This window comes from uncultured Sphingomonas sp., assembly GCF_964235535.1.
Classification (GTDB): domain Bacteria; phylum Pseudomonadota; class Alphaproteobacteria; order Sphingomonadales; family Sphingomonadaceae; genus Sphingomonas.
In genome coordinates, this window is sequence record NZ_CAXSBH010000045.1 from 1 (window position 1) to 24,158 (window position 24,158).

Consider the following 24,158-nt stretch of genomic DNA (forward strand, 5'->3'; position numbering starts at 1 on the left):
AAAGTTGGACGCCTATCCGCCCCGAACGGGGTCAACATTGCAGGCCGATTCACATCCGTCACGATATGCGCCTTTCTCGTGCCGGATTACGCCTAGGTGCTAAAAAGTGGAGGCCCGGCCGGACCTGACACTGAAGTGCACATCCCACACTCGCCTTTACCCGGTGATAATGGCGGTCATCGGACCATCACCGCGAGCGCGTCAAGATGGAAGGTCCGACCTCACTGCCGAACGCGCCCAGGTTCCGGAAGCCAGGATCATCGACGATGGCGACGACATCCGGCGGCACCGCACCCGATCCGCGGCCCGCCCCGTTCCCGGTAGCCTCGGGCGGTTACTCCGCCGTCCAACCTCCATCCACCACCACTGAGGTGCCAGTCATCATCCGCGACGCCTCGGATGCGAGAAAGACGACCGCTCCCATGATGTCCTCGACGACACCGAAGCGGCCCAGCTTGATCTTGCCCAAGGCGGCGGCGTGGAACGAGGGCTCCTGAAGGAACGGTCTGGTCAGCTCCGTCTCGATGAAGGTCGGGCCGATCGAGTTGACGCGGATGCCGCAGGGCCCGAGATCGATGGCCATCGCCTTGGTCAGTCCCTCGACGGCATGCTTGCTCGCGCAATAGACCGTGCGCGCCGTGCCCCCGACATGGCCCATCTGCGACGACATGTGGATGATCGAACCGCCCCGCCCGGCCGCCGCCATGCTCCGCGCCACTGTCTGAGACACGAAGAAGCTCGCCTTCAAGTTCAAGCCGATCACCGCGTCGAAATCGTCGACGGTCACGTCCAGGAACGAGGCGGGCCGGTTGGTCCCGGCGTTGTTCACCAGGATGTCGGGCGCAGGGACGCCGGACAGTAGCCTGTCGAGCCCGGCCTTGTCCGTAACATCACCGACCAACCAGTCCGCGCTTCCGCCATCCCGCTCGATGGCGCGGGCGACCCCGGAGATCTCGCCTGCCGTGCGCGCGAGCAGCGTCACGTGCGCGCCCGCCTGCGCAAGCGAGGCCGCGCAGGCCACCCCAAGCCCCCGTCCGGCACCGGTCACCAGGGCTCGCTTGCCATCGAGGCGAAGCGAGGGCGTGCGGGGTAGAACGCTGATCGACGACGCTCCGGTCGCGGGCTCCTCGGCAGCCGGGGGCAGATCGCTGGTCACAGGACCCCGCCGTCGTGAAGGCGCGTTAGTTCGTCGGCGTCAATGCCCAGCAACTGACCAAGCACCTCGGCCGTGTCGGCTCCGAGCGCCCGGCCCGTATGCCTAAACCGCGCCGGCGTGTCGGACAGGCGCGGCAGGGCGGTCGGGATCGTGACGGGACCGATGCGATCGTCCTCGACCTCTACGAAGTTATTTCGCGCCAGGTACTGCGGGTCGGTGAAGATGTCGGCAATCGTGTATACTGGGCCGCATGGAACCCCACCCGCCCCACAGGCGGCGAGCACGTCGGGCAGGGTCAGGCGCGACACCCAATCTGATACGATACCGTTGGTTTCGGCCAGACGGTCGGAACGTGCCTTTGACGTCGAGAAGTTCGGATGTCCCGCAAGCTCGGGACGCCCCATAACGACGGCCAAGCGCCCGAACATGCGGTCGTTCGTGCAGGCGAGCGCGATCCATTTGTCGTCAGCAGTCCGGTAATGGCTGTGCGGGGCGACGTTGACCGTGTCTGGGCCCATCCGGTTCCGGACGGTGCCGTACTTGGCATAGGCAGGCGCGATCTCGTCGAGGAGGCGGAAGACGCTTTCATAGAGCCCAATATCGATGCTCTGCCCGTCGCCGTCGACATCGACCTTGCGCAGCGCGAGAAGCACGCCGATCGCGCCCCACATCCCCGAAATATAGTCGGCGAGCGAGGTCGACCCGGGCACGACGGGCGGTCCGTCGGCCTCCCCCGCCAAATGCGACAGACCGCCGAACGCGTGGGCGATGCGCGCAAAGCCAGGCTCGTTGCGCATCGGTCCGGTCTGGCCGTAGGCGCTGACGCGGAGCATCACGAGGCGCGGGTTGATCTTGCGCAACGCCTCGAACCCGATCCCCCATTTCTCGAGCGTGCCGGGCCGGAAATTCTCGAGCACCACGTCGGATCGCTCGACCAGCTTGCGGAGAATGTCGGCCCCTTCAGGAGATTTCAGATCGAGCGTGATACTCTTCTTGTTGCGTGCCTCGCTCAGCCACACCAGGCTGTCGCCACATTCAGTGATCGTTCCGAACTTGCGAAGGCTGTCCCCGCCGCCGGGCTGCTCGATCTTGATGACCTCGGCCCCAAAATCGCTCAGGATCGTGCCGCAGAACGGCGCGGCAACGAATGTAGCTATGTCCAGCACTCGCACACCGGCAAGCACCTGCCTCGGTTTCCGCTGCCCCTGCTCGGGATCGCATTCCCTTTCCACCATATCTTCCCGATAGCACTCGATCATGCTCGTTGCTCGTCCGTTGCGGGTCACCCATGCCGCCTATGGCCAGTGTGTGATCGGAGCAATTTGGATTATACAACGCATTCTTCTGCTTTTGTTATCACTTGCTCACAAAAGCGTTCCAGCGAGTCTGAGGTCGGGGCGATGAGTGTCTGTGATCAGGCTGGTCGCCCAGTTCTGGCGCGGGTCACGCGTGGCCTGAGCAACTTCATCAGTCGTGATCGTCGCTTGCCTGGCGCGTGGCCGCATCGCCACTGGTGAGAGTTTGCAGCTCGTCTGTTTGATCGGCTCATGAGATCAGTCTACCATTTATCCGAATTTGTCGAAGCGGACGAGTTCGCCCATCTTTCAGGGTCATCGCTTTCTCGGCACAGGGACGCCGGCTCGTTCGACCACCTTGTCGGAGCGACTGCGTCGCAAGCCAGCGCAACCGATGTGCCTTTTCGACGGCAAGGAAGATTGCATGCTCAAAGCAGATCCCGAACTTTGGGCTACCCCCGCAGAGATAGACTTCAGGGCGGACAGGCGAGCTATGATGTACTGGCTCGGCGGCCTCGGCTTGATTGCCGGAGTGTCCGGGCCCGCGTCCGCGATCCTGGACCACGATGCCGGTCGGCAGCGTCCGCTAAAGTCGATCTCGGGCCGGATCGGGGATGTCGAGATTGTCCGGGTTTATGAGACCACGACCATGCTCAATATCAAGAGCTGGTTTCCGGGCCTCGACCCAGCGCTACTGAGCCCGCACATGGCGTGGCTGGCACCACGCTTCCTTGATCCCGATACTGGTGCGTTCGCGCTCCCGGTCGCGTCATGGGTAGTTCGCAGCAACGGACGGATCATCCTGATCGACAGCGCTTACGGTAACGACAAGGAGCGACCCGGCTATCCGGATGCCGACCGACTGGACACGCCCTATCTTGAACGATTGAAGGCCGTAGGTGTTCTTCCGGAGGATGTCGATATCGTCCTTTGTACCCATCTCCATATCGATCATGTCGGATGGAATACGCGGCTGCAGGACGGGCGGTGGGTGCCAACTTTTCCGAACGCACGCTATATCTGGTCCCGGCTCGATCGGGAGGATGCTGCACGCCAGAGCACTGCGACGACGACGCCGCCGTTCCTGCGGTCTGTCTACGGCGACAGCGTGGAACCGATCCTTGCAGCAGGGTTGGCCCAGGAGATCGACGGCGTGTTCGTGGTAGACGGCAACATCACCGCGCGGCCCGCCCCCGGTCATTCCCCCGGGAGCATGAGAATTGACCTGCGATCGCGGGGGCGCCGAGCCGTCTTCACCGGTGATCTCCTCCATTCACCAATCCAGATTCCGCTTTGGCGACAGGCGAGTATTGTGGACGCCGATCCCGCGCGCGCGGTGAGGTCCCGCCACGAGCTGTTGAGCTTTTGCGCCGACGAGAATGCGCTTCTTATCTCCGCTCACTTTCCTGACCCTTACGTCGGCTGTATCGAGCGCGAAGCCGACAGCTTCGGCATACGTTTTGGATGGAGCTGATCTGCACGATGGCTTCATGCGGTTGCCGAGGTGATCGACCGACGCCGACGTTCAAACGAGCGGCTAAGCGCCTCGCATCTGTCCCGCCGACCACTGATTGCCGAAAGTCGTATGTAAGCAGGCCAACGACTAGGCGCTGTCTGCATTAAGGGGATCCCGTTTGATTGGACATTCTGATTCAAGGCTGCCGAAGGAGCCGAGCCTTCCCATCTCAGCGATGCACTCCGCGGCTAAGGCAGGACTGCGTGCCTGTACGAGCTGTCTCAGGATTCAAATCGAAGGCAGCAACGTGACTGTCGTCGAATTGGCCCCACCTCAGACGAAAACTTCGCTCGTCACAAACGAATTCGCCAACAAAATCGAGGGATAGACAGGGACTGGCCGTCGGCATTCTGGCTCAACGCGCCATCACCGTGATCGAGACCGGCAAAAACCAAGATCCGCCCGGGACAAAGCAACATTCTTAAATCTTTAGTCGGCTTGCCTCGGAGCTGATTTTTGAACATCTATGCGAGGTAGGTCGGGTCTGAACGTCAACAATGGAGCCGGTTTCTCGCTTCGGGGAAGATATATAAGCGGTGCCAAGGAGACGGAGCTGCCTGTCCGGAATGGGACGTCGCTTCCAATGCGGGAACGAAGGGCGTCAAAGAAGAAATCGTACCTAATCTCACCTAGCCCACTCAGTTGACGGGTAAGCTGCTAAGCCGATGGCCAACCCTGACGCTCCCTCGCCGGATAGCTCCGGCAATTCAGACCAGGTTAATCCCAATCCTTCTGCGGGCGCCACCGAACTGCTGGTCGCTGATCACTCGTCTCTAAGCGGCACAATATCCACTACTCTGCATCTTCTCAACTAACTGGAAGCTTCTTATGCACCGAGCTTTGTTATATTCAGCCTTTGGTTGGCTTACATTAGGCGGATCATTGCTTTTCGTGATTGATGTTGTTTCGCAATACGTGCGCGGTAAGCGCGCGGCTGGATTGGAAACAACGCTATATTATGGCCTTAATTCTAGTCTGGCACTTGGTCAGGTAATCTTCGGACTTCTCTGTTTATGGCTTACTTGGACAAGGCCGGAGATATTAAGTCGCGGACCAATCTCGATACTCTCTATTTTAGCTGGCATCGGATGGCTGACGATTACTCTGCTATTCATTGAATACCGCGAGCCGAAGATTGTGATGGTCGTCTATATGCTCCTGATTATTGGTGCCGTGACAACGGGATAGGAGAGGATAAGCTTTATTAAGCGTGTTGTTGCCCTAAGGGCGTGACGAAGCCTCGGGGGTTTATGCGATGGCCTCGCCAAGTGATCGTTCGAGAGAAGCCGTGACCGTGCCAGCATTATCAGGCGCTAGCGCGGCCGCTCCGATTGCGAGCAGCCGCTGGCGAGTGCGAACGCAACATCAGATAGCGCGAGCACGTCTCCCCGCTCGTTCTTACAAATTGCGAGCAGGAAACAGGGATGTTTGTGAAAACAGGCGATTATGAGTGCAAGCGGCTTTGGTCAGAGTCGAACCGGAGGGGCGGCGATGAGCGAGGCGACCAGGCGCGCGGAAAGGCCGAGCACGAGGACCGCGACCAGGCGCGCGGATGGGACCGTTAATCGGAACGGAGACGACCACGACGAACGACCCAGATTGCGGCCGTGAGGTGCAGAACAGCCTGGAGATGAATCCCAATGCCGCGGTTGTGGACTTGCCCCGCCAAAGTGGAGAGTTCCCTTGAGATGAAAGGCGAACTCGATGACGGAGCAGAAGCGGTTCACGAAGGAGTTTGAGGACGAGGCGGTCCGGCTGGTGGGGACCAGCGGGCAAACCAAGCGGCAGATTGCCGATGACCTGGGGGTCGGGGTTTCGACGCTGACGCGCTGGATGGCCAGGCGCCGCGACTGCCTGATCGACATGCCGGACGCGAGCGCATCGCAGGACGTGATGGTCGAGCTGAAGCGGCTGCGCCGGGAGAACGAGATCCTGCGTCAGGAGCGGGACATCCTGAAGCGGGCCACCGCTTTTTTCGCCAGGGAGGGAAGTCGATGAGGTTCGCGCTCGTCGATCAGGCGAAGAAGGATTTCCCCGTACACCGCCTCTGCCGTGTGCTCGGCGTCAGCCAGAGCGGGTATTTCGCCTGGAAAGACCGACCTGCCAGCCGGCGTCTACGCGACGACATGGTCATGCTGGCACATGTCCGCTCCGCCTTTGCGCAGTCGAACGGCACCTACGGCAGTCCGCGCATGACGCGCGAGCTGCGGGACGACGGCTTTGCCATCGGCCGACGACGAACGGCGCGGCTGATGCGCGAGAACGGCCTCCGGGCAAGGCAGAAGCGGCGGTTCAAGCGGACCACCGACAGCGAGCACGCCTGGCCGATCGCGCCAAACATCATCGACCAGGACTTCACCGCGACCGCCCCGAACCAGAAATGGGGCGTCGACATCTCCTACGTCTGGACCCGCGAGGGATGGCTGTACCTCGCCGTCGTCATCGACCTGTTCTCGCGCAAGGTGGTCGGCTGGGCGGTCGGTGACCGGCTGCACCGCCGGTTGGCTCTCGCCGCGCTCCGCAAGGCTCTCACGATGCGTCGCCCGCCCGAAGGGCTGATCCATCACTCCGACCGCGGCAGCCAATACTGCTCGGTGGACTATCAGGCCGAGCTGCGCCGCCACGGCGTCACGATCTCGATGTCGGGCAAGGGCAACTGCTTTGACAACGCCATGGTCGAGACCTTCTTCAAGACGATCAAATCCGAGCTCGTCTGGCGCACCGTGTTCTACACCCGCGCCAAGGCCGGGCAGGCCATTGCCCGCTATATCGACGGCTTCTACAATCCCGTGAGACGTCACTCGGCGCTCGACTACATCAGCCCCGCCCAATTCGAGCGACAGGCGGCCAACTAAGCAGATGCCTCTCCACTTTGGCGGGGCAAGTCCACGTCCTGCCTGTCACTATCACTCATCTTGGTCTTAGCTCCTTTGGGTACATCCATCATGACCTATCGTGACAGACCTAGCCACGGACAGGAATATAGGAACCTATGTAGCCTAGCGCAGCAACGTGGCTCTAAGTGACCAGTAAGCTTTGGCATATTGAGAATTAAACGACACGCATCGATTGATTTGTCACTATTGACATCGACCGAACCTTTAGGTGGTACTGCGATTAAGACAAAATTTAGTGATCGATCGACCGCGTTTGCTGTTACTCACTACTAAACTGAACGCTGAGCATCAGCACTCGGCAGATAGACGAACCATCCGTCTTGCAGATCGCGATTTGCCAGGTAACGCTGCATCGCACGCGCAGCTGATGGCAACGATGCGCAAAAGGTTGCGCCTCAAACCCGATGGCGGACCCGGCTGTGTTATTATCGCAGCGAGAAGGCGATTAATTTCAAAATACCTCGGTGGAGACAGAGTCCGTTTTTACTTCGCTCGGACGTGATTGGTGTCGACCTAAGATATATCTCCCACTCGCTATGCAGCTTGCATCATAGGGACGATCGCCTTTGCAGCGAGCTCGTCTAATCCGTCAGCGATCCATCTAGCATAATGGCGCTCAATCATGGCGACGCTTGTATCGTGCACGGCGGCCACGAGCCGGATCGGCAGTCCTTCACGGATACCTCGGACGATCGACGAGTGCCGTAATGCGTAGGGGATCGTGCCTACCACCCCAGCCACTTTACAGGCAGCCTTCCATGGCCGCGTCATCTCGGATGCGATCATCCAGGGGCCGCGACTGTCGCGTCGCCACTTGGCTGGGCCGATCTGGACATGCCGCCAGCGGCACAGCAGCGGCTCATCGGATCCCCGATCCTGCGTGATGGAAGCCAGGGCAGCGATCACGTCGGGGCCGACCCGAACCGGCGTGTAGCCTCCCTTCTTCCCCTGACCGCCCTTCCTGCTCTTGGGAACCATGAGGCGATGCAGCGCCGGCTGGACGTCGCGCACCTTCATTCGCCGGAGCTGCGAAAAGCGAGCGCCTGTCGCGACAAGGCAAATGACCAAGCGGCCCAGGTCTCCGTCATCATCGACGCGGTAGGCGGCGGACACCAAGGCCCGAACCGTATCGTCCGCCAGGATCATGCCCTCCACGATCTCGTCGGCCTGCTCGGTCTCCGCCAAGTTGTCGGCCTTGAGCCCGAGCCGGACGGTTTCGGCGAAATCGGATGGCAACTTCTTGCGCGCTGCGCGGTGGACGGCATTGAGCGCGGCTTTCAAGTCGGTCGCGATCCGTCGCTTCCGGGTCGGCTTTAAGCGATCACCAAGGCCGATCAGCCATGCCGCCAACTGCTCCTCGGTGAGCGCCTCGAGAGAGATGTTAGCGAAGGGCGGGTTGTCGAGCACGTGGCGCCGAAGCGTGCCGGCGGTGATCGATCGTACCAGTCGCCCTTCCCGCGCGCTCTCGCGCGCGTTGTGAACGGCGATGTGGGCTTCGACGGCGGTTCGGATCGTGCCCACGGGCAGATCAAATCGGAGCGTGGAGCCTCGACGTGCTTTGGCGACGGCATCGCGGGCGGAGGCGACCGCCGCGTTGTAGCTGAGCGTCCCTTCAGCAATCGCGTCGTCCGCCGTTCCGAGCTCGATGCGGCGGTAGGTCTTGAGCGCGGCGAGATAGTGGCGCACGATCCACTTGCCGCCGACGCGCGCCTTGCGGTACCCTAAATGAATGTCAGGATCGATCGCGCGCCAGTGCAGACCGGCGACCAGCGCGGCCCGCGCTGTTCGAGTAGTCAGGGCTGCTTCGATGAGCTTTCGCGCCATGGTTGGACCGTGCAAAACCCGTTTAAAATACGGCCGCCGACCTCGGCGGACGTTGGCGGGAGGTTGCCGATGAAAAGGCGCTTTTACAAGAGCATGGGCGGACGCCGGCGGACGCCGGAAAACGTCTCATCCAACGCTTTCACGGCTGAGACACGGGTTCGAGTCCCGTAGGGGTCACCAACGAGACGGAAAACATGCGGGGCATGCTTTCCGCACGTTGGTGACGGAAGCGTAAGCGATCTCCGTACTGCGGAGGCAGGGACGAGCGGCGGAGCTGACCCATCACCGCCAAGCGCGTCGGGCGAGGCCTAGCCTCGTCCGCCGACATGGCTCTGCGGCGGCGGCGCTCCGATAAGGACGTGTCCGAACGTCGACGATCTAGCCGCTCCGTCGTTTTTGGACTTGTTACAACATCACACGCTGTTAAGGCCCGCTGTCGAAAGCGGGAGTTATCCAATGTTGCATAGGTTCACCGGCGCGGCTCTGCTCGCGATCGCCGTCGCGTCGCCCGGACTCGCCCAAACCACCGGTCCCGGCCAGACCGATACGACGGTGCCCGCGACGCAGGGCGATGTCCTCGTCACCGCGCCTTTCCGCCAAAGCGAGACCGACATCCTGCAAGGCACGTCGATCGTCACCGGCGAGGAACTCACCCGCGAACTCCGCCCGACGATCGGCGAGACGCTCGCGCGCCAGCCGGGCGTGTCGGCGACCTCGTTCGGCCCCAATGCGTCGCGCCCCGTGCTGCGCGGGCTGCAGGGCGAGCGTATCCGCGTGCTCACCGACGGCATCGGCGCGTTCGACGTGTCGAACACCTCGGTCGACCACGCGGTCGTCATCGACCCGCTGCTCGCCGACCGCATCGAGGTCTTGCGCGGACCGTCCGCGTTGCTGTTCGGGTCGTCTGCGATCGGGGGCGTGGTCAACGTCATCGATACCCGCATCCCGCGATCGCGGCCCGGGGCCGGATACCGCGTGAACGCGATCGGGACCTACGGCTCGGCGGCCGACGAGCGCTCGGGCGGCGGGTCCGCCGACGTCGCGGTCGGCCCGTTCGTGCTCAACGCCAACGGCTCGTATCTGAAGTCCGACGACCTGCGCACCGGCGGCTTCATCCTGTCGCGCGGGGCGCGCGCGCAGGCGTTGAGCCAGGTCGGCCTGCCGCAGGACGTGGCTCCCGGGGAAGACCCGATCGACTTTGCGGCCAACGCCGCCCTTCGGGGCAAGATCCCGAACTCGGCGTCGAAGACGTGGACGGCGGGGGCGGGAGCGTCGCTGATTACCGATCGCGGATCGCTCGGGGTGGCGTACAGCCACTATGACAGCTTCTACGGCGTCCCCACCCGGTATGCGACGCTGGTCGGCCAAGGACAGGAAGCGCCTCGGCTAGACATCGTCCAGGACCGCGTCGACCTGCGCGCCGAGGTTGAGACCGGCGGCGGGTTCCTCGACCGCATCCGCGTCCGCGCGGGCCAGGCCGAATATCGCCATTTCGAGCGGGAGCCGAATGGCGACATCGCGACCACTTTTCTCAGCAATGGACTGGAAGCCCGTGCCGAGCTCGTCCAGGCGATCCGCGGCGGGTGGCAGGGGGCGTCGGGGGTCCAGTACTTCAACCGCCAGTTCGATGTGATCGGCGACGAGGCCTTCCTGCCCCGCAATGGGACGGAACAGGTCGGGCTGTTCACGCTTCAGCAGTTCGACTTCGGCGCGTTCAAGGCCGAGGGTGGGGTTCGCTACGAGCGTACGAACCAGTCCGCCAAGACCATCGCCGACGATCTTCGGTTCTTCGGCGGCAAGCGTGATTTCGACGCCGTTTCCGGCTCGCTGGGCGCGTCGGTCGGAGTGACCGACGGCCTCCGGATCGGCCTGAACGGATCGCACACCGAACGCGCCCCGTCGGCCGAGGAGCTGTTCGCAAACGGCGGACATGCCGGGACGCAAGCGTATGAACTGGGCAACCCGAACTTCCGGTTGGAAAAGTCGTGGGGGCTGGAAGGGACCGTCCACGCGCACGGAGAGGGATTCAGCTTCGACGCGTCCGCCTATTACAATCGGTTCAGCGATTTCATCTCGGAAAACCAGGTTGATCAGGACGTATGCGAGGCCGCGGCCGCACCATCGGGCCGGACGGTCGACCTGCCCTGCTTTCAGTATCGGCAGGCCGATGCGCGCCTTTACGGGTTCGAGGCCGACATGTCGCTGCGGCTCGCCCGCCTTGGGACGACGACGATCAATCTCGACGGTGTCGCCGATTACACTCGCGCGACGATCAAGAAGGGCGGGCCGATCCCGCGCATTCCCCCGCTCCGCCTGCTCGGCGGCATCGAAGCCCAGGGCGACGCTTTCACCGCGCGGGGCGAGGTCGAGCATGTGTTCGAACAGAACCGCATCGCCGCGTTCGAGACGCCGACCGCGGACTACATGCTGGTCAATGCGAGCGTGAGTCTCCGGCCGTTCGGGCGCGACAACAAGACCACGCTCCTGCTCAGCGCGAACAACCTGTTCGATGTGGTCGCGCGCCGCCATGCGAGCTTCCTGAAGGACTTCGCCCCGCTCGCCGGGCGCGACATCCGCGCGACGCTCCGGGTCGGGCTCTAACCCGCCAGCGCCAGGACGCGCCGCGCCTGCTTAAGGTGCGGCAGGTCGACCATGCGCCCGTCTAGCTGGAGCGCGCCTGCATCCGGGTCGGCGGCGAACGCCTCGACGATCCGGCGCGCCCGCGCGATCGCCTCGGCATCGGGGGTGAAGGCGGCGTTGATGACGGGCACCTGCGCGGGGTGGATCGCCATCATGCCCGTGAAACCGTCGCGCCAACCGCGGGCGGCGTACGCGGCGAGCCCGTCCAGGTCGGCGATCGCCGGATACACCGTCTCGATCGCGGGCACCCCCGCCGCATGCGCCGCGAACAGCGTGAGCGAGCGGACGGTCTCGTAGGGTGGCGTGTAACTCCCGTCGGGCTCGCGGGAGGTCTGCGCGCCGATCGCGGCGGGCAGGTCTTCCGCGCCCCAGGTCATCCCGGCGAGCGCGACCGGGCTGCGGGTGTATTCGCCCAAGGCAAAGATCGCGGCGGGCGTTTCCGTCGCGATCGGCAGAACTAGCGGCAGGCGCTCGCTCAGCGCGGCCAGCGCGGCCAGCGTCACCGCTCCTTCGGCCTTGGGCAGCACCAGCCCGTCCGCCACGCGCGCGACGGCCAGATCGGAGTCGAGCATCCCCGAGTCGACCGGGTTGATCCGAACGAAGCGTCGCACGCCGCCGCCGGGCTCGGCGAGGAACGCCGCCACCGCCTCGCGCGCCGCAACTTTGCGCACAGGCGCGACCGAGTCCTCCAGATCGAGGATCACGGCATCCGCCCCGCTGGCGACCGCCTTGGCGAAGCGGTCCGGCCGGTCGCCCGGCACGAACAGCAGCGACCGCAGCCTCATGCGGGCCGCCGCCGGATCAGCGCGGTCCGCATGCATTGGCACACCACCTCGTTCCGCTGGTTGTGCAACTCATGTCGGAAGGTGATCAGCCCGGCGTTCGGCCGCGACCGGCTCTCGCGTAGGCTCTCGACCTCGCTCGACGCGCGCATCGTGTCGCCGATGAACACCGGGCTCGGCATCACCAGCTTGTCGTAGCCCAGATTGGCGACGAGCACGCCCAGCGTCGTGTCGCCCACCGACAGACCGACCATCAGCGCGAAGGTGAAGGTGCCGTTGACGAGGATACGTCCGAACTCGCTCGCCTTGGCCGCCTCGACATCGAGATGCAGCGGCTGCGGATTGTGCGTCATCGCGGAGAACAGCAAATTGTCGGTCTCGGTCACCGTGCGCCGTATCTCATGCGCGATCCGGTCACCGATAGCCCAGTCCTCGAAACAACGCCCCGCCATCGTCCGCTCCCGCGCTGTATCCGGGCCCGGCTAGCTCAATCCAACGTCAGCTTGAACCCCATATGCGTCGCCGCGAAGCCCAGCCGCTCGTAAAAGCGATGCGCGTCCACCCGGTCGTTCGTCGAGGTCAGCTGGACCAGCCGGCAGCCGTTGACCCGCGCCCGCTCGATCGCATGCGCGATGAGGGCCGCACCGAGACCCTCGCCGCGCCGGTCGGATGCTATCCGCACCGATTCGATCAACGCGCGCTTCATCCCCCGGAACGCCAGCCCAGGAATCAGCGAGAGCTGGAGATAGCCGACCAACCGCCCGCCCTCCTCTGCTACGAGCGGCAATTGGCGCGGATCGGCAACCATCTCATCGAAGGCGGTAAGGTAGGAAGCGGCGAGCGGCGGTTCCGGCGCTTCGCGGCCGACGCTCCGCGCATCGTCGGCGAGCAGCATCACGATCGACTCCAGGTCGGAATATCGGGCGGGACGGAAGAAGGTCATGAGCCGTCGCCTACACAGCAACATGGATCATGGCCAACTCGGTTCGTCGTAATTTTCAAGAGTATCGTGATTAGCGGAGTGTCGGTGGAGGCAGGATCGTTCTCCATATGGTCGCGCCGGGTTGAGGGCCTGCGGACGAACTGATAACGTTCACGAATTCTATCGAGCGCCGTCAACGGCGTCGGAACCGGGTGGCGGGGAGATGGCGATGAAGGGTGTGCAGGAGCACGATCGACCGGGACGGCGGCAGGTGATGGCCGGGCTAACCGCGGTCGGGATGGCCGCCGCCGCCGGTCCGGTGATCGCGCGCGTGGCGCGGTCGGCGGCGTCGCCCGACCTCGGCCCGAACGTCGTCGTCCTCGACCCTTCGTTGCCGGTGGCGGCGATGCAGGCGCGGCTGGACGCGATCTTCCGTGAGCAGGAACGCGCGCATTTCACCGATCGGCGATATTGCGTGCTGTTCAAGCCGGGGCGGTACACGCTCGACGTCAATGTCGGCTTCTTCACACAGGTCGCCGGGCTGGGCGCGCTGCCGGGCGAGGTCGTGATCGACGGCCACGTCCATGCCGAAGCGGACTGGAATAACGGTATGGCGCTGGTGAACTTCTGGCGCGGCGTCGAGAATATGGCCGTACGGCCGCCGGACGGGCGTGATCGGTGGGCGGTGTCGCAGGCTGCGCCCTACCGCCGGATGCATCTGCGCGGCGACCTTCGGCTCGACGACGGCGGCTGGTCGAGCGGCGGGTTCATGGCCGATTGCCGGATCGACGGCACGATCCGGTCGGGATCGCAGCAGCAATGGTTCACGCGGAACGGTTCGATCGGCGGGTGGGACGGGGCCAATTGGAACATGATGTTCATGGGCGTCGAAGGTGCGCCCGCCACGAGCTTCCCCGAACCGCCGCACACCAGCATCCCCGCCGTGGAGCGGATGCGCGAGAAGCCGTTCCTCCATCTCGACCGGTCGGGTGGATGGCGGGTGTTCGTACCTACGGTGCGCGCCGAGACCCGCGGCGTAAGCTGGGCGGCGGGGCTGCCAGCGGGCGAATCGATCCCGCTGGACCGCTTCCTGATCGCGCGGCCGGAGATGAGCGCGCGCGAGATCAACGCGGCGCTCGCGGGCGGTCGTCACCTGCTGATGACGCCGGGCGTGTACCGGCTGTCCGAGCCGCTGCGCGTCGAGCGCGCGGGCACGGTCGTGCTCGGGCTGGGGCTCGCCACGCTGCTCGCGCTTGGGGGCGCAAAGGCGTTGACGGTCGCGGACGTGCCCGGCGTGGTGATCGCCGGGCTAATGCTCGATGCGGGGCCGACGCTCTCGCCGGTGCTGATGGAGGTCGGCCCGCACGGCTCGGCGCGCGATCACCGGGTGAACCCGACCTCGCTCCACGACCTATATTTCCGCGTAGGCGGCGCGGCGGTGGGGAACCCGACGACCTGCCTGGAGATCAACAGCCGCGGCGTGATCGGCGATCATCTGTGGATCTGGCGCGCCGACCATGGCGACCGGGAGGGCGGGCGCGAGCATGTCGGCTGGAGCGAGAGCACGGGCGATCAGGGATTGGTCGTGAACGGCGACGATGTGGCGCTCTACGGCCTGTTCGTGGAGCATTTCCAAAAATACCAGACGCTGTGGAACGGCGAGCGCGGGCGGACCTGGTTCTACCAGAACGAGCTGCCGTACGACCCGCCGAGCCAGGCCGCGTACATGGCGGGAGCGACGCGGGGCTGGGCGGCGTACAAGGTCGCGGATCACGTGGACGATCACCGCGCGGTCGGGATGGGCGTGTACGCCAATTTCACCGCCGACCCGAGCATCGTGCTGGAGAGCGCGGTGGAGGTGCCCCGCAAACCGGGCGTACGGATCGAGCATGTGACGACCATCTCGCTGGGCGGCGGCAAGGGCACGATCGCGCACATCGTCAACGAAGCGGGCGCAGCGGCGCGGCCGGGCGCGATCCGACAGACGCTCGTCCGCTATCCGGCGAGTTGAGGGACCCAAAATGCTGCCTCTTTTTCTAGCGCAGGCCGCCGGCCTCGGCGCGACCAACCACACGGTCGACCTGCCGATCCGCGCGCCGGTCGCCGCGCCGAGCTTCGCCGACGAGTTCGACGGCCCCGCGGTCGACCGCACCAAATGGCAGTTCGACACGTCGCGCAACGCCCAAGGCTGGCACAATAACGAGAAGCAATATTACTCCGACGCCCGGCCCGAAAACGCCCGGATCAAGGACGGCGCGTTGGTGATAGAGGCCAGGCGCGAAACGCTGACCAAGCGGCGCTTCGCCGATTGGGGCGGACAGGCCTACACGTCCGCCAGGCTCGTGACGCGCCGACCGCTCGGCTACGGCTTCTACGAGGTGCGTGCGAAACTGCCGTGCGGGCGCGGGATCTGGCCCGCGATCTGGTCGCTCGCGCCCGACGGCGAATGGCCCGACAATGGCGAAATCGACATCATGGAGATGGTCGGTTGGGACTCGACCGTCATTCACGCGACGCTGCATTCGGGCGCGTACAATCACCGGATCGGAACGCAGCGCGGCGCGCGGCGGCGGGTGCCGACAGCCTGCACCGCGTTCCACCGCTATCAGCTGGACTGGCAGCCGGACGCGATCACGATCGGCATCGACGACCGCGCGCATCTGCGGATCGCGAACTATCGCCCGGGCGGGGCGTCGGCTTGGCCGTTCACGAGGGCGTACGACCTGATCCTCAATGTAGCGGTCGGGGGCGACTGGGGCGGACAGAAGGGCGTGGATGACCGCGCGTTCCCGCAGGCGATGCGGGTGGACTACGTGCGCCACTGGAAGCGTTCGCCCTAGCCGCGCCTCACGGCTTCATGGTGGCGGCGTCGAGCGTCGCATCCAGCAGCATCGACCGGTCGGCCGCATCGCGCGCCAGCGCCACGCGATAGCGGCCGCCCGCGATGCGCCAGCCGGGCAGCTTCACGTCGTAATCGGCGACGACGCGCGGTTCGGCGGTGAGCGTCACGCGGCGCGACTCGCCGGGCTTGAGCATGACGCGCGTGAAGCCGGCGAGGCGCATTGGCGACCCCGAGCCCTCCCGCGCGACATACATTTGCGGCACGTCCGCACCCGCGACGCGGCCCGTGTTGACCACCTCGAACGAGACGCTCAGCGACCCGCCGCCGGTGACGACCGGAGCGCGATAGGCGAAGCCGGTGTAACTGAGGCCATGACCGAAGGCGAAGAGCGGCTTGCGCCGCTGTTTCTCGTACCAGCGGTAACCGACATCCGCGCCCTCCACATATTCGACGGGGAAACTCGGTAGCTGAAAGCCGGACGCGTTCGCGGGGTTTGCCGCCGCCTGCGCCTCGACCGAGGTCAGCTTGTCCAGCCCGACGGGCGTGGGACGCGGCGGCTGCGACGCATCGGCGGGATAGGTGATCGGCAGGCGGCCCGATGGATTGACGCGCCCGGTCAGGACGTTCGCGATCGCCTCGCCCCCGCGTTGGCCCGGATACCAGGCCTGGACGACCGCGGGCACCTTGGGAAGCCACGGCATCAGCACCGGCCCGCCTGTCTCCAGCACCGCGACCGTGCGCGGTTGCGCGGCCGCGACGGCGGCGATCAGCGCGTCCTGTTGGTCCGGGAGCCGGAGGTCGGCGACGTCCTGTGCCTCCGTCGTCCACTGGGTCGCGAACACGATCGCCAGGTCCGCCCCGGGCGCCGCGGCGACCGTGGCGTTCAGGTTGCGCCCATCCACAAAGCTTACCTGCGCGCCCGGCAGCGCCTTGCGAAGCGCGGCGAGCGGCGAGGACGCGTGATAGGTGTAGCGCGCGAAGGACGACGCCGCGCCGGTCGACAGCGCGATCTCGATCGGCGCGCCGCCGACCGATCGCACCTGGCTCGACCCGCCGCCCGACAGCACGCCGACATCCGCGCCGCCGCCGATTAGCAGGATCTTGCGGGCCGTGCGGGCGAGCGGAAGAATGCCCCCCTCATTCTTCAGCAGCACGATCCCCGCCTCGGCGGCGCGTTGCGCGACCAGTGCGTTCGCCGCGTAATCGGGCGTCCGCGCGCGGTCGGGGACGGGCATGTCGTATGCGCCCGTCGCGATCAGCCCCGTCAGGTAGCGCGCGACCATGTCGTCGAGCCGGGTCATCGGCACGCGCCCTGCCCGCACCTTGGCCTTTAGCGCGTCGCCGAAATAGATCGCCTTGTCGAGCTCCTGCCCCGATTGCTGGTCCAGCCCCGCGCGTGCGGCCTTGGTGGTGGAGTGCACCCCGCCCCAGTCGCTCATCACCCAACCTGGATAGGCCCAATCGCGCTTGAGCACCTTGTTCAGCAAGAAATCGTTCTCGCACGCCCAGTCGCCGTTCACCTTGTTGTAGGCGCACATGACCGACCCCGGCCGACCCCGCTCGATCGCGATCTGGAAGGCGAGCAGGTCGCTCATCCGCAGCGCCGCCTCGTCGATGCGCGCGTCTAGGACCATCCGGCCCGTTCCCTGCGAATTGAGCGCGAAATGCTTGACCGTCGACACGATCCGGTTCGACTGGACGCCCGCGATATGCTCGCCAGCCAGTACGCCCGCCAGCAGCGGGTCCTCGCCCAGACATTCGAAGTTGCGGCCGTTCCATGGATCGCGCGTCAGGTTGACACCGCCCGCGAGCAGCACGTTGAACCGCTTGGCGCGCGCCTCCGCGCCGATCATCGCGCCGCCCGCGCGCGCGATCGCGGGGTCGAAGCTGGCGGCGGTGGCGAGGCTCGATGGCAGCGCGGTGGCGACGTCGCCCGGTCGCTGCTCCACCTGGTTGGCGACGCCGAGCGACGCGTCGCTCTCGCGCACGATCGGCACGCCGAGCCGGGGCACGCCATCGATATGGCCCGCCGACGGGATCAGCTCGTTCGTAGTCTTGCCTTTGGCAAACGGCGGGAACAGCCCGTGGACGAGCGCGATCTTCTCTTCGAGCGTCATGCGCGCGACGATCGCGTCGGCACGCGCCCGCACCTGGCCTTGGGCGGGGGCGATCCGCGGAGCATCGGTCGCCTGCGACTCGCGCGCTGACGACGCGGCACTCGTCATGGTCGATGCGGCCAACAACGCCGCGTACATGGCCTTCGACATCCCCGTTCCCTCCGCCTGGCCGTTCCGACCCAGAGATATCAACAGCATACTCCGGTAACGTTCACAACAGCTGTGGCGCTGAGGACACGCCCGCCCGGCGAACCGCGTCCGGCAGTCTTGACAACGTTCCCAATTGTCTGGGAGTGAGCGTTATCAATCAAGGTGCGGGCACAACCGCGCCGGTGTCCAGGAGAGGTCTACCATGCGCAGCTTCACGGCTCGCTCGATATCGCAGCTGGTGTTCGGCGTATCGACGCTGGCGATCGCCACCGCTCCCGCCGTGGCGTGGGCGCAGGACGCCGCCACGACGATGGGCGGCACCGGACCGTCCGAGATCCAGGAAACGCCCGCCGGCACCGAGACGCAGACCGCGACCGAGGGCGACATCGTCGTGACCGGCATTCGCGCGTCGCTACGAGAGGCGGTCGATATCAAGCGCACCGGCCAGGGCGTCGTGGACGCGATCTCGGCGGAGGACATCGGCAAGTTCCCCGACACCAACCTCGCCGAGTCGCTTCAGCGCATCACGGGCGTGTCGATCGATCGTTCCAACGGCGAGGGTTCGACCGTCACCGTCCGCGGTTTCGGGCCGGAATATAACCTCGTGACGCTGAACGGCCGGCAATTGCCGACCTCGACGCTCGGGGACGGCGCGAGTGCGCCCGCGTCGCGTTCGTTCGATTTCGCCAACCTTGCGTCGGAGGGCATCGCCGCGGTGGAGGTCTATAAGACCGGTCGCGCCGCTGTGCCGTCGGGCGGCATCGGCTCCACTATCAACATTCGTACGCCTCGCCCGCTCGACCGGCCCGGCCTGCGTGGCTCCATCGCGGCCAAGGGCGTGATCGACACGTCGCAGAACGGTAAGAACGACATCACCCCCGAGGTGTCGGGCATCATTAGCCAGACCTTTGCCGACGACCGTTTCGGCGTGCTGCTCACCGGTGTGTACCAGAAGCGCAATGCGAGCGTGAACTCGGGCGACGTCACCTTCAATGGCAACAATAGTAGTTGGCTTGGATCGGAAAATAGTTGGGGGACGCTTGCCCAACCCGGCACTCCGGGCTTCGCCAACATCACTAACCGCCCGGACGCGAACGAGGTCTACGAAGTGCCTCAGGGTGCCGCCTACGGCCTAACTGATATCAAGCGCGAACGGATCAATGGGCAGCTCGTGCTCCAATTTCGGCCGGTCGACTCACTGACAGCGACCGCCGACTTCACCTACTCACGCAACGAGATTGAGGTGCGGAACAACGGCGTGGGTATCTGGTTCAACTTCGGAGACACCTCGAGCGCCTGGACCGATGGTCCCACCCCCGGTCCTATTTTTTACTCGGAGCGGTTCGGCCCGGGCAAGGACCTGTCCTACAGCGGCGCGCTGACCGCCAACCGGTCGGAGAACAAGTCGCTCGGCGGGAACCTGACCTGGGAAGGGCCGGGCGGCGTCACGGTCGGACTCGACGCGCATCATTCGACCGCTGTCTCCAGGCCAACCAACAAATACGGCAGCAGTACCTCGCTCGGCAACGCGATCTTCGGCGTACAAAGCCAGACGCTAAATTTCGAGAAGGACCTGCCGCGCATCTCGTATCAGATGTATCCGGGTATCGATCCGCTCAATGCGGCGCTGATCATCCCGACAGGCAACTCGTTCCGCAACGCTTACTTCAAGGATCGGATTGACCAGGTCCAGCTCAAGGGCCGGTACGATCATGACGGTGACTTCCTAGACTCGATTGATTTTGGGGTCTCGTATGTCAACAACAAGGTCAGGTCGGCTTATGGCTTTATCCAGAACGATACGTGGGATGGCGCGGGCCGGCGTGCGGCGGACACTCCGGACGATATCTTCGAACTCGTGACCCTTCCGGATAAGTTCGAGGGCGTGTCGGGTGCCAAGGACATCATCCCGTCCATTTACACATTCAACTTCGAACGCCTCGCCGACACGCTCGAGAGCCTCTACCAGATCTGTAGCAAGCCACAGTCGGGAACGGCGCGTGCGGGTACCTGTCTGGCGGATTACACGGTTGATCGCCGGCTAACGGAGAAGACGCTGTCGCCCTTCGTCCAGGTGAACGCCAAATTCGATGTCTTCGCGCGACCGACTAACCTGATCGCGGGCGTTCGCTACGACCATACGGTCATCGATTCGTCGGCGCTCGTTCCCATTCCCACGGGCACGCGCTGGGTATCGGCGAACGAGTTCGGCATCATCTATTCGGGCGAGAGCGATTTTACCCGCCTCAAGGGCGAGTATGACAATTGGCTGCCCGCCGTTGATTTCGATATCGAACCTATCGACAATGTGAAGCTTCGCGCATCCTACAGCCACACAATCACCCGCGCGGATTACGCCAGCCTTCAAGGCGGACTGACAGTCGCGCAGAACTTCCGTCTTGGAGGAGGTGACGGCAATCAGGGTAATCCCAATCTGATCCCGTTCAAATCGAAGAATATCGATTTCTCGGCGGAGTGGTACTATACGCGCGAGAGCTATATTTCGGTTGGTTATTTCAACAAGAAGGTCGAAAACTTCATAAATTCGCAGCAGATAGGCTCCTCCGCCTTTGATCTGCGCAATCCAGGGGACGGGCCACGTTACCGCGCGGCGGTGGCGGCGCTGGGCGGGTCCACCGACGCGATCGCGATCCGCGACTATATCCTGCGCAACTTCCCGGCCTCGGTTGAGGTGACGGGCTCCACGACGGTCGGCACCGGCGCGGCTCAAAGGACCTTTCTCACCGGCAATATCCTCGGTCTGCCGGAAGATAACCTCATCAATTTTCAGATCGCCACGCCGTCGAATAGCGACCAGACCGCGAAGATCGATGGCTTCGAGTTCGCGATCCAGCACACTTTCTGGAACACTGGCTTCGGCACTATCCTGAATTACACCATCGTCAACGGCGATGCGAAATTCGATAACACGGCTGACCCGAATATCGGACAATTCGCGCTGGCTGGGCTCAGCGATAGCGCCAACGCAGTTCTCTTCTACGACAAGGGCGGCATCCAGGCGCGTGTGGCGTATAACTGGCGCGACGAGTTCTATGCGGGAGGCAATCCAGACCCCACCTATGTCGAGGCGTATGGGCAGGTGGACGCAAGTGCGAGCTACGAATTCGTGCCCGGCATGACCGCATTCGTCGAGGCGATCAATCTGACCGGTGCGAGCCGACGAGGACACCGTCGATCGGACAATTTCGCAACCTTCTCCCAACCCGGCTTCGCACGCTATTCCGGCGGCCTACGCTTCTCTTTTGGCGGTCGGTAAGCGGATAGGCGCCGCGACGGCCGGAAGAAACGCCGTCCTCGGCAGGGGGTGGCGTTTTTTCGTTGGGGGCGGCATTGCCGTGGGCTTGGCGAGAGAACGGAACACAGGCTTTGGATAAGGCGGTTTCCAGGATCGTGGTCGTCGGCGGTGGCACTGCCGGTTGGCTCGCGGCCAGCCTCATCGCCGCGCGCGCGGACCCCGCCGCCGCCGCTCCGCTCACCGTTACGCTGATCGAGTCGCCCGACATCCCGACGATCGGGGTTGGCGAGGGCACCTGGCCGACGATGCGCCGCACGCTGGAGCGGGTCGGGCTGTCGGAAGCCGAGTTCCTCCTCGCCTGCGACGCGTCGTTCAAGCAGGGGTCGCGCTTCGACGGCTGGCGCACGGGCGAGCCGGGCGACCACTATATCCACCCCTTCACCACCTCGGTCGAGGGCGAACCGCGCGATCTGGTCGCGGCGTGGCGGGACGCGGACGATCGACGCTTCGCCGACCTGGTGAGCGCGCAGCCGCGCGCCTGCGCGCTCGACCTCGCCCCGCGTCAGCGGGCGATGCCGGACTACGCCGGCGCGCTCAACTACGCCTACCATCTCGATGCTGGGAAGTTCGCGGCGCTGCTCGCCGCCCATGCGACGGACAAGCTGGGCGTGCGCCACCTGCGCGACCATGTGGTCGGCGTCGACCTGGCCGACGACGACGATATCGCCGCGGTCCGGACGCGCGCGGGCGGTGCGGTCGACGGCGACCTGTTCATCGACTGCACCGGCCATGCGGCGCTGCTGATCGGCGAGCGTTACGGCGTACCCGTCATCGACCGGAGCGGGACGCTGCCCAACGACCGCGCGCTCGCGGTCCAGGTGCCTGTTCTACACGACGCGCCGATCGCGTCGCAGACCAACGCCACCGCACACTCGGCGGGCTGGATCTGGGATATCGGCCTGCCGACGCGGCGCGGCGTAGGCTGCGTCTATGCCTCCACCTTCATGAGCGACGACGAGGCCGCGGCGACGCTTGGCGACTATCTCCACCGGACCGCGCCGGGGATCGAGCCGGAGTCGCTATCCCCGCGCCGCCTGACCTTCCGGTCGGGGCATCGCCAGCGGTTCTGGGAGCGCAACTGCCTCGCGGTCGGCCTGTCGGCCGGGTTCCTCGAGCCGCTCGAGGCGTCGGCGATCGTACTGATCGAGCTCTCGCTTGACGCGCTCCTCGACAATTTCCCGGCTACGCGCGGCGTGATGGACATCCACGCCCGGCGCTTCAACGACCTGTTCCGCTATCGCTGGGACCGGATCGTCGAGTTCCTGAAGCTCCACTACGTGCTCAGCCGGCGCGAGGAGCCGTACTGGCGCGCGCACCGCGACCCCGCCTCCATCCCGCCGCGTCTCGCCGATCTGCTGCGTCTGTGGGAGCACCAGCCGCCATCGCGCGCCGACCTGCCCGCCACCGACGAGGTGTTCCCGGCGGCGAGCTACCAATATGTGCTCTACGGCATGGGTTTCCCCGCCCCCGCCGATGGCGCGATCAGGATCACGCGCGGCATCGCCAAGTCCCTCGGCCAGGTCGAGCAGCGCGCCCGAGCGCTCGCAGCGAGCCTGCCGACCAACCGCGCCTACCTGGACGCCCTGCGCGCCGCGAACCATCTTCCTCTTGGAAAGCTCGGCTGAATGGCTGACCACGCTGTCCTGACCGCCGAGGCGCACCGGACCTTGCGCGTGCGCACCGACCGCGCCGCCGAGCTTGGCGACGGCGTGATGTGCTGCCTTGCCATGCCCGCCGAGTTCCGGGACGTGCAGAACGAATACCCGATCCTGTTCCGCCATAATTCGGAGCGCGACGGCTTCACCGCGCTGGCGATGTTCGGGTTCGAGACCGACGAGAACCTGTTCCTGGAAGACGACGTCTGGGATGCGCGCCACCGCCCGCTGGCGATGGAGATCCAGCCCTTCCTCATTGGCGGCGCCGATAGCGCCGGGGCGAAGCAAGTCCATGTCGACATGGCCAGCCCCAGGATCGTGCCGCGCAGCGGCGGCGACGAAGGCATACGGGTGTTCGACGAACTAGGGCGTCCGACGCCGTATCTCGAAAAGATCGCCGAGCGGTTGGGGTTGCTCGATGACGGGTATCAGGGGGCGACCGACTTCTTCGACGCGCTTCGCCGTTACGACCTGCTCGAACCGCTGACGCTCGACGTCACGCTGGATGACGGATCGACCAACCGGCTGGTCGGCTATCACGTGATCGACGAGGACCGCCTACGCGCTCTGGACGCGGCCGCGCTCGGCGACCTTCATGCCGGCGGGCACCTGATGCCGATCTTCATGGCGCTCGCCTCGCTCGCGAACCTCGGCGAGCTGATCGCCCGCAAGAACCGGCGCGTGGCGCATGGCTGAGGCCGATCCCGGTTTCGCCCGATCGCTCGCGACCGTGCCTGAAGTGACGGTAGCCGACGCCGAACAGCTGGATGCCCGCCTGCGCGACGCGGACCAACCGTTCATCGTACGCGGCCTCGTCGCCGACTGGCCGCTGGTGCAGGCGGGCCGCCGCTCGGCCGGCGAGGCTCGGCGCTACATCGCGCGCCACGCTCGTCAGCACCCCTTCACCGTGTCGGTCGGAGCGCCGGGGAGCGGCGGGCGGCTGTTCTACGACGACGCGATGGCGATGAATTTCCGCACGCTACGCGCGCCGCTGCCCGACATATTCGCCAAGATCGCCGAGACGGAAGGCCAAGTGGATGCCCCCG

At 65.1% G+C, this 24,158-nt stretch carries 16 protein-coding genes; 9 read left to right on the forward strand and 7 right to left on the reverse strand.

Going from position 1 to position 24,158, the window contains the following annotated elements; all coding sequences use genetic code 11:
* Window positions 1-334: 334 nt before the first annotated feature.
* Complete coding sequence (locus ACFE7F_RS12300) at window positions 335-1,156, reverse strand: SDR family NAD(P)-dependent oxidoreductase (RefSeq protein ID WP_375404143.1); 822 nt, start codon at window positions 1,154-1,156, stop codon at window positions 335-337.
* A complete protein-coding gene (locus ACFE7F_RS12305; RefSeq protein WP_375404144.1) occupies window positions 1,153-2,415 on the reverse strand; it encodes a CaiB/BaiF CoA transferase family protein in 1,263 nt (420 codons plus the stop codon). Before ACFE7F_RS12305 ends, ACFE7F_RS12300 begins: the two co-directional genes overlap by 4 nt.
* 430 nt (window positions 2,416-2,845) lie before the next feature.
* On the opposite strand from ACFE7F_RS12305, the gene ACFE7F_RS12310 reads away from it, so the two are divergent.
* On the forward strand, window positions 2,846-3,925 hold the full coding sequence (locus ACFE7F_RS12310) for an MBL fold metallo-hydrolase (protein WP_375404145.1): 1,080 nt from the start codon (window positions 2,846-2,848) through the stop codon (window positions 3,923-3,925).
* A gap of 1,746 nt (window positions 3,926-5,671) precedes the next feature.
* A protein-coding gene (locus ACFE7F_RS12315; RefSeq protein WP_375404146.1) for an IS3 family transposase occupies window positions 5,672-6,822 on the forward strand; the annotation gives its coding sequence in 2 pieces (ribosomal slippage) (window positions 5,672-5,936 and window positions 5,936-6,822; 1,152 coding nt in all).
* 576 nt (window positions 6,823-7,398) lie between these two features.
* Here ACFE7F_RS12315 and ACFE7F_RS12320 read toward each other — a convergent pair.
* Complete coding sequence (locus ACFE7F_RS12320) at window positions 7,399-8,688, reverse strand: integrase (RefSeq protein WP_375404147.1); 1,290 nt, start codon at window positions 8,686-8,688, stop codon at window positions 7,399-7,401.
* A 456-nt stretch (window positions 8,689-9,144) separates the two neighbouring features.
* On the opposite strand from ACFE7F_RS12320, the gene ACFE7F_RS12325 reads away from it, so the two are divergent.
* Complete coding sequence (locus ACFE7F_RS12325) at window positions 9,145-11,289, forward strand: TonB-dependent receptor (protein ID WP_375404148.1); 2,145 nt, start codon at window positions 9,145-9,147, stop codon at window positions 11,287-11,289.
* Here ACFE7F_RS12325 and ACFE7F_RS12330 read toward each other — a convergent pair.
* The 3 genes from ACFE7F_RS12330 to ACFE7F_RS12340 are packed head-to-tail and all read right to left on the reverse strand — an operon-like array spanning window position 11,286 to window position 13,053.
* On the reverse strand, window positions 11,286-12,113 hold the full coding sequence (locus ACFE7F_RS12330) for an HpcH/HpaI aldolase/citrate lyase family protein (protein WP_375404149.1): 828 nt from the start codon (window positions 12,111-12,113) through the stop codon (window positions 11,286-11,288). The genes ACFE7F_RS12325 and ACFE7F_RS12330 overlap by 4 nt on opposite strands.
* Window positions 12,110-12,562: a MaoC family dehydratase gene (locus ACFE7F_RS12335; protein ID WP_375404150.1), complete on the reverse strand. Its 453-nt coding sequence runs from the start codon at window positions 12,560-12,562 to the stop codon at window positions 12,110-12,112. Before ACFE7F_RS12335 ends, ACFE7F_RS12330 begins: the two co-directional genes overlap by 4 nt.
* A 35-nt stretch (window positions 12,563-12,597) precedes the next feature.
* Window positions 12,598-13,053 carry a GNAT family N-acetyltransferase gene (locus ACFE7F_RS12340; RefSeq protein WP_375404151.1) on the reverse strand — a complete coding sequence of 152 codons (456 nt, stop codon included), beginning with the start codon at window positions 13,051-13,053 and terminating at the stop codon, window positions 12,598-12,600.
* A gap of 208 nt (window positions 13,054-13,261) precedes the next feature.
* Between ACFE7F_RS12340 and ACFE7F_RS12345 the strand changes: the two genes are divergently transcribed.
* Both ACFE7F_RS12345 and ACFE7F_RS12350 read left to right on the forward strand, forming a co-directional pair.
* A complete protein-coding gene (locus tag ACFE7F_RS12345; protein WP_375404152.1) occupies window positions 13,262-15,043 on the forward strand; it encodes an adenylyl cyclase in 1,782 nt (593 codons plus the stop codon).
* A 10-nt stretch (window positions 15,044-15,053) separates the two neighbouring features.
* The gene (locus ACFE7F_RS12350; protein WP_375404153.1) at window positions 15,054-15,872 is read left to right on the forward strand and encodes a family 16 glycosylhydrolase; all 819 of its coding nucleotides are present in this window, start codon (window positions 15,054-15,056) and stop codon (window positions 15,870-15,872) included.
* A gap of 7 nt (window positions 15,873-15,879) precedes the next feature.
* Here ACFE7F_RS12350 and ACFE7F_RS12355 read toward each other — a convergent pair whose 3' ends face one another.
* The gene (locus tag ACFE7F_RS12355; RefSeq protein ID WP_375404154.1) at window positions 15,880-18,141 is read right to left on the reverse strand and encodes a glycoside hydrolase family 3 C-terminal domain-containing protein; all 2,262 of its coding nucleotides are present in this window, start codon (window positions 18,139-18,141) and stop codon (window positions 15,880-15,882) included.
* Between the two features lie 202 nt (window positions 18,142-18,343).
* Here ACFE7F_RS12355 and ACFE7F_RS12360 point away from each other — a divergent pair, with 202 nt between their 5' ends.
* From ACFE7F_RS12360 to ACFE7F_RS12375, 4 genes are all read left to right on the forward strand, one after another.
* Window positions 18,344-21,418, forward strand: coding sequence for a TonB-dependent receptor (locus ACFE7F_RS12360; RefSeq protein WP_375404155.1), 3,075 nt, complete (start codon window positions 18,344-18,346; stop codon window positions 21,416-21,418).
* Between the two features lie 110 nt (window positions 21,419-21,528).
* Window positions 21,529-23,082, forward strand: coding sequence for a tryptophan halogenase family protein (locus ACFE7F_RS12365; protein ID WP_375404156.1), 1,554 nt, complete (start codon window positions 21,529-21,531; stop codon window positions 23,080-23,082).
* Entirely contained in the window at window positions 23,083-23,808 is a 726-nt protein-coding gene (locus tag ACFE7F_RS12370) for a SapC family protein (RefSeq protein WP_375404157.1), read from the forward strand. It abuts the gene before it with no gap.
* Window positions 23,801-24,158 (forward strand): cupin-like domain-containing protein (locus tag ACFE7F_RS12375; protein ID WP_375404158.1); only part of this gene is annotated, 358 nt, incomplete at its 3' end. The genes ACFE7F_RS12370 and ACFE7F_RS12375, both read left to right, overlap by 8 nt.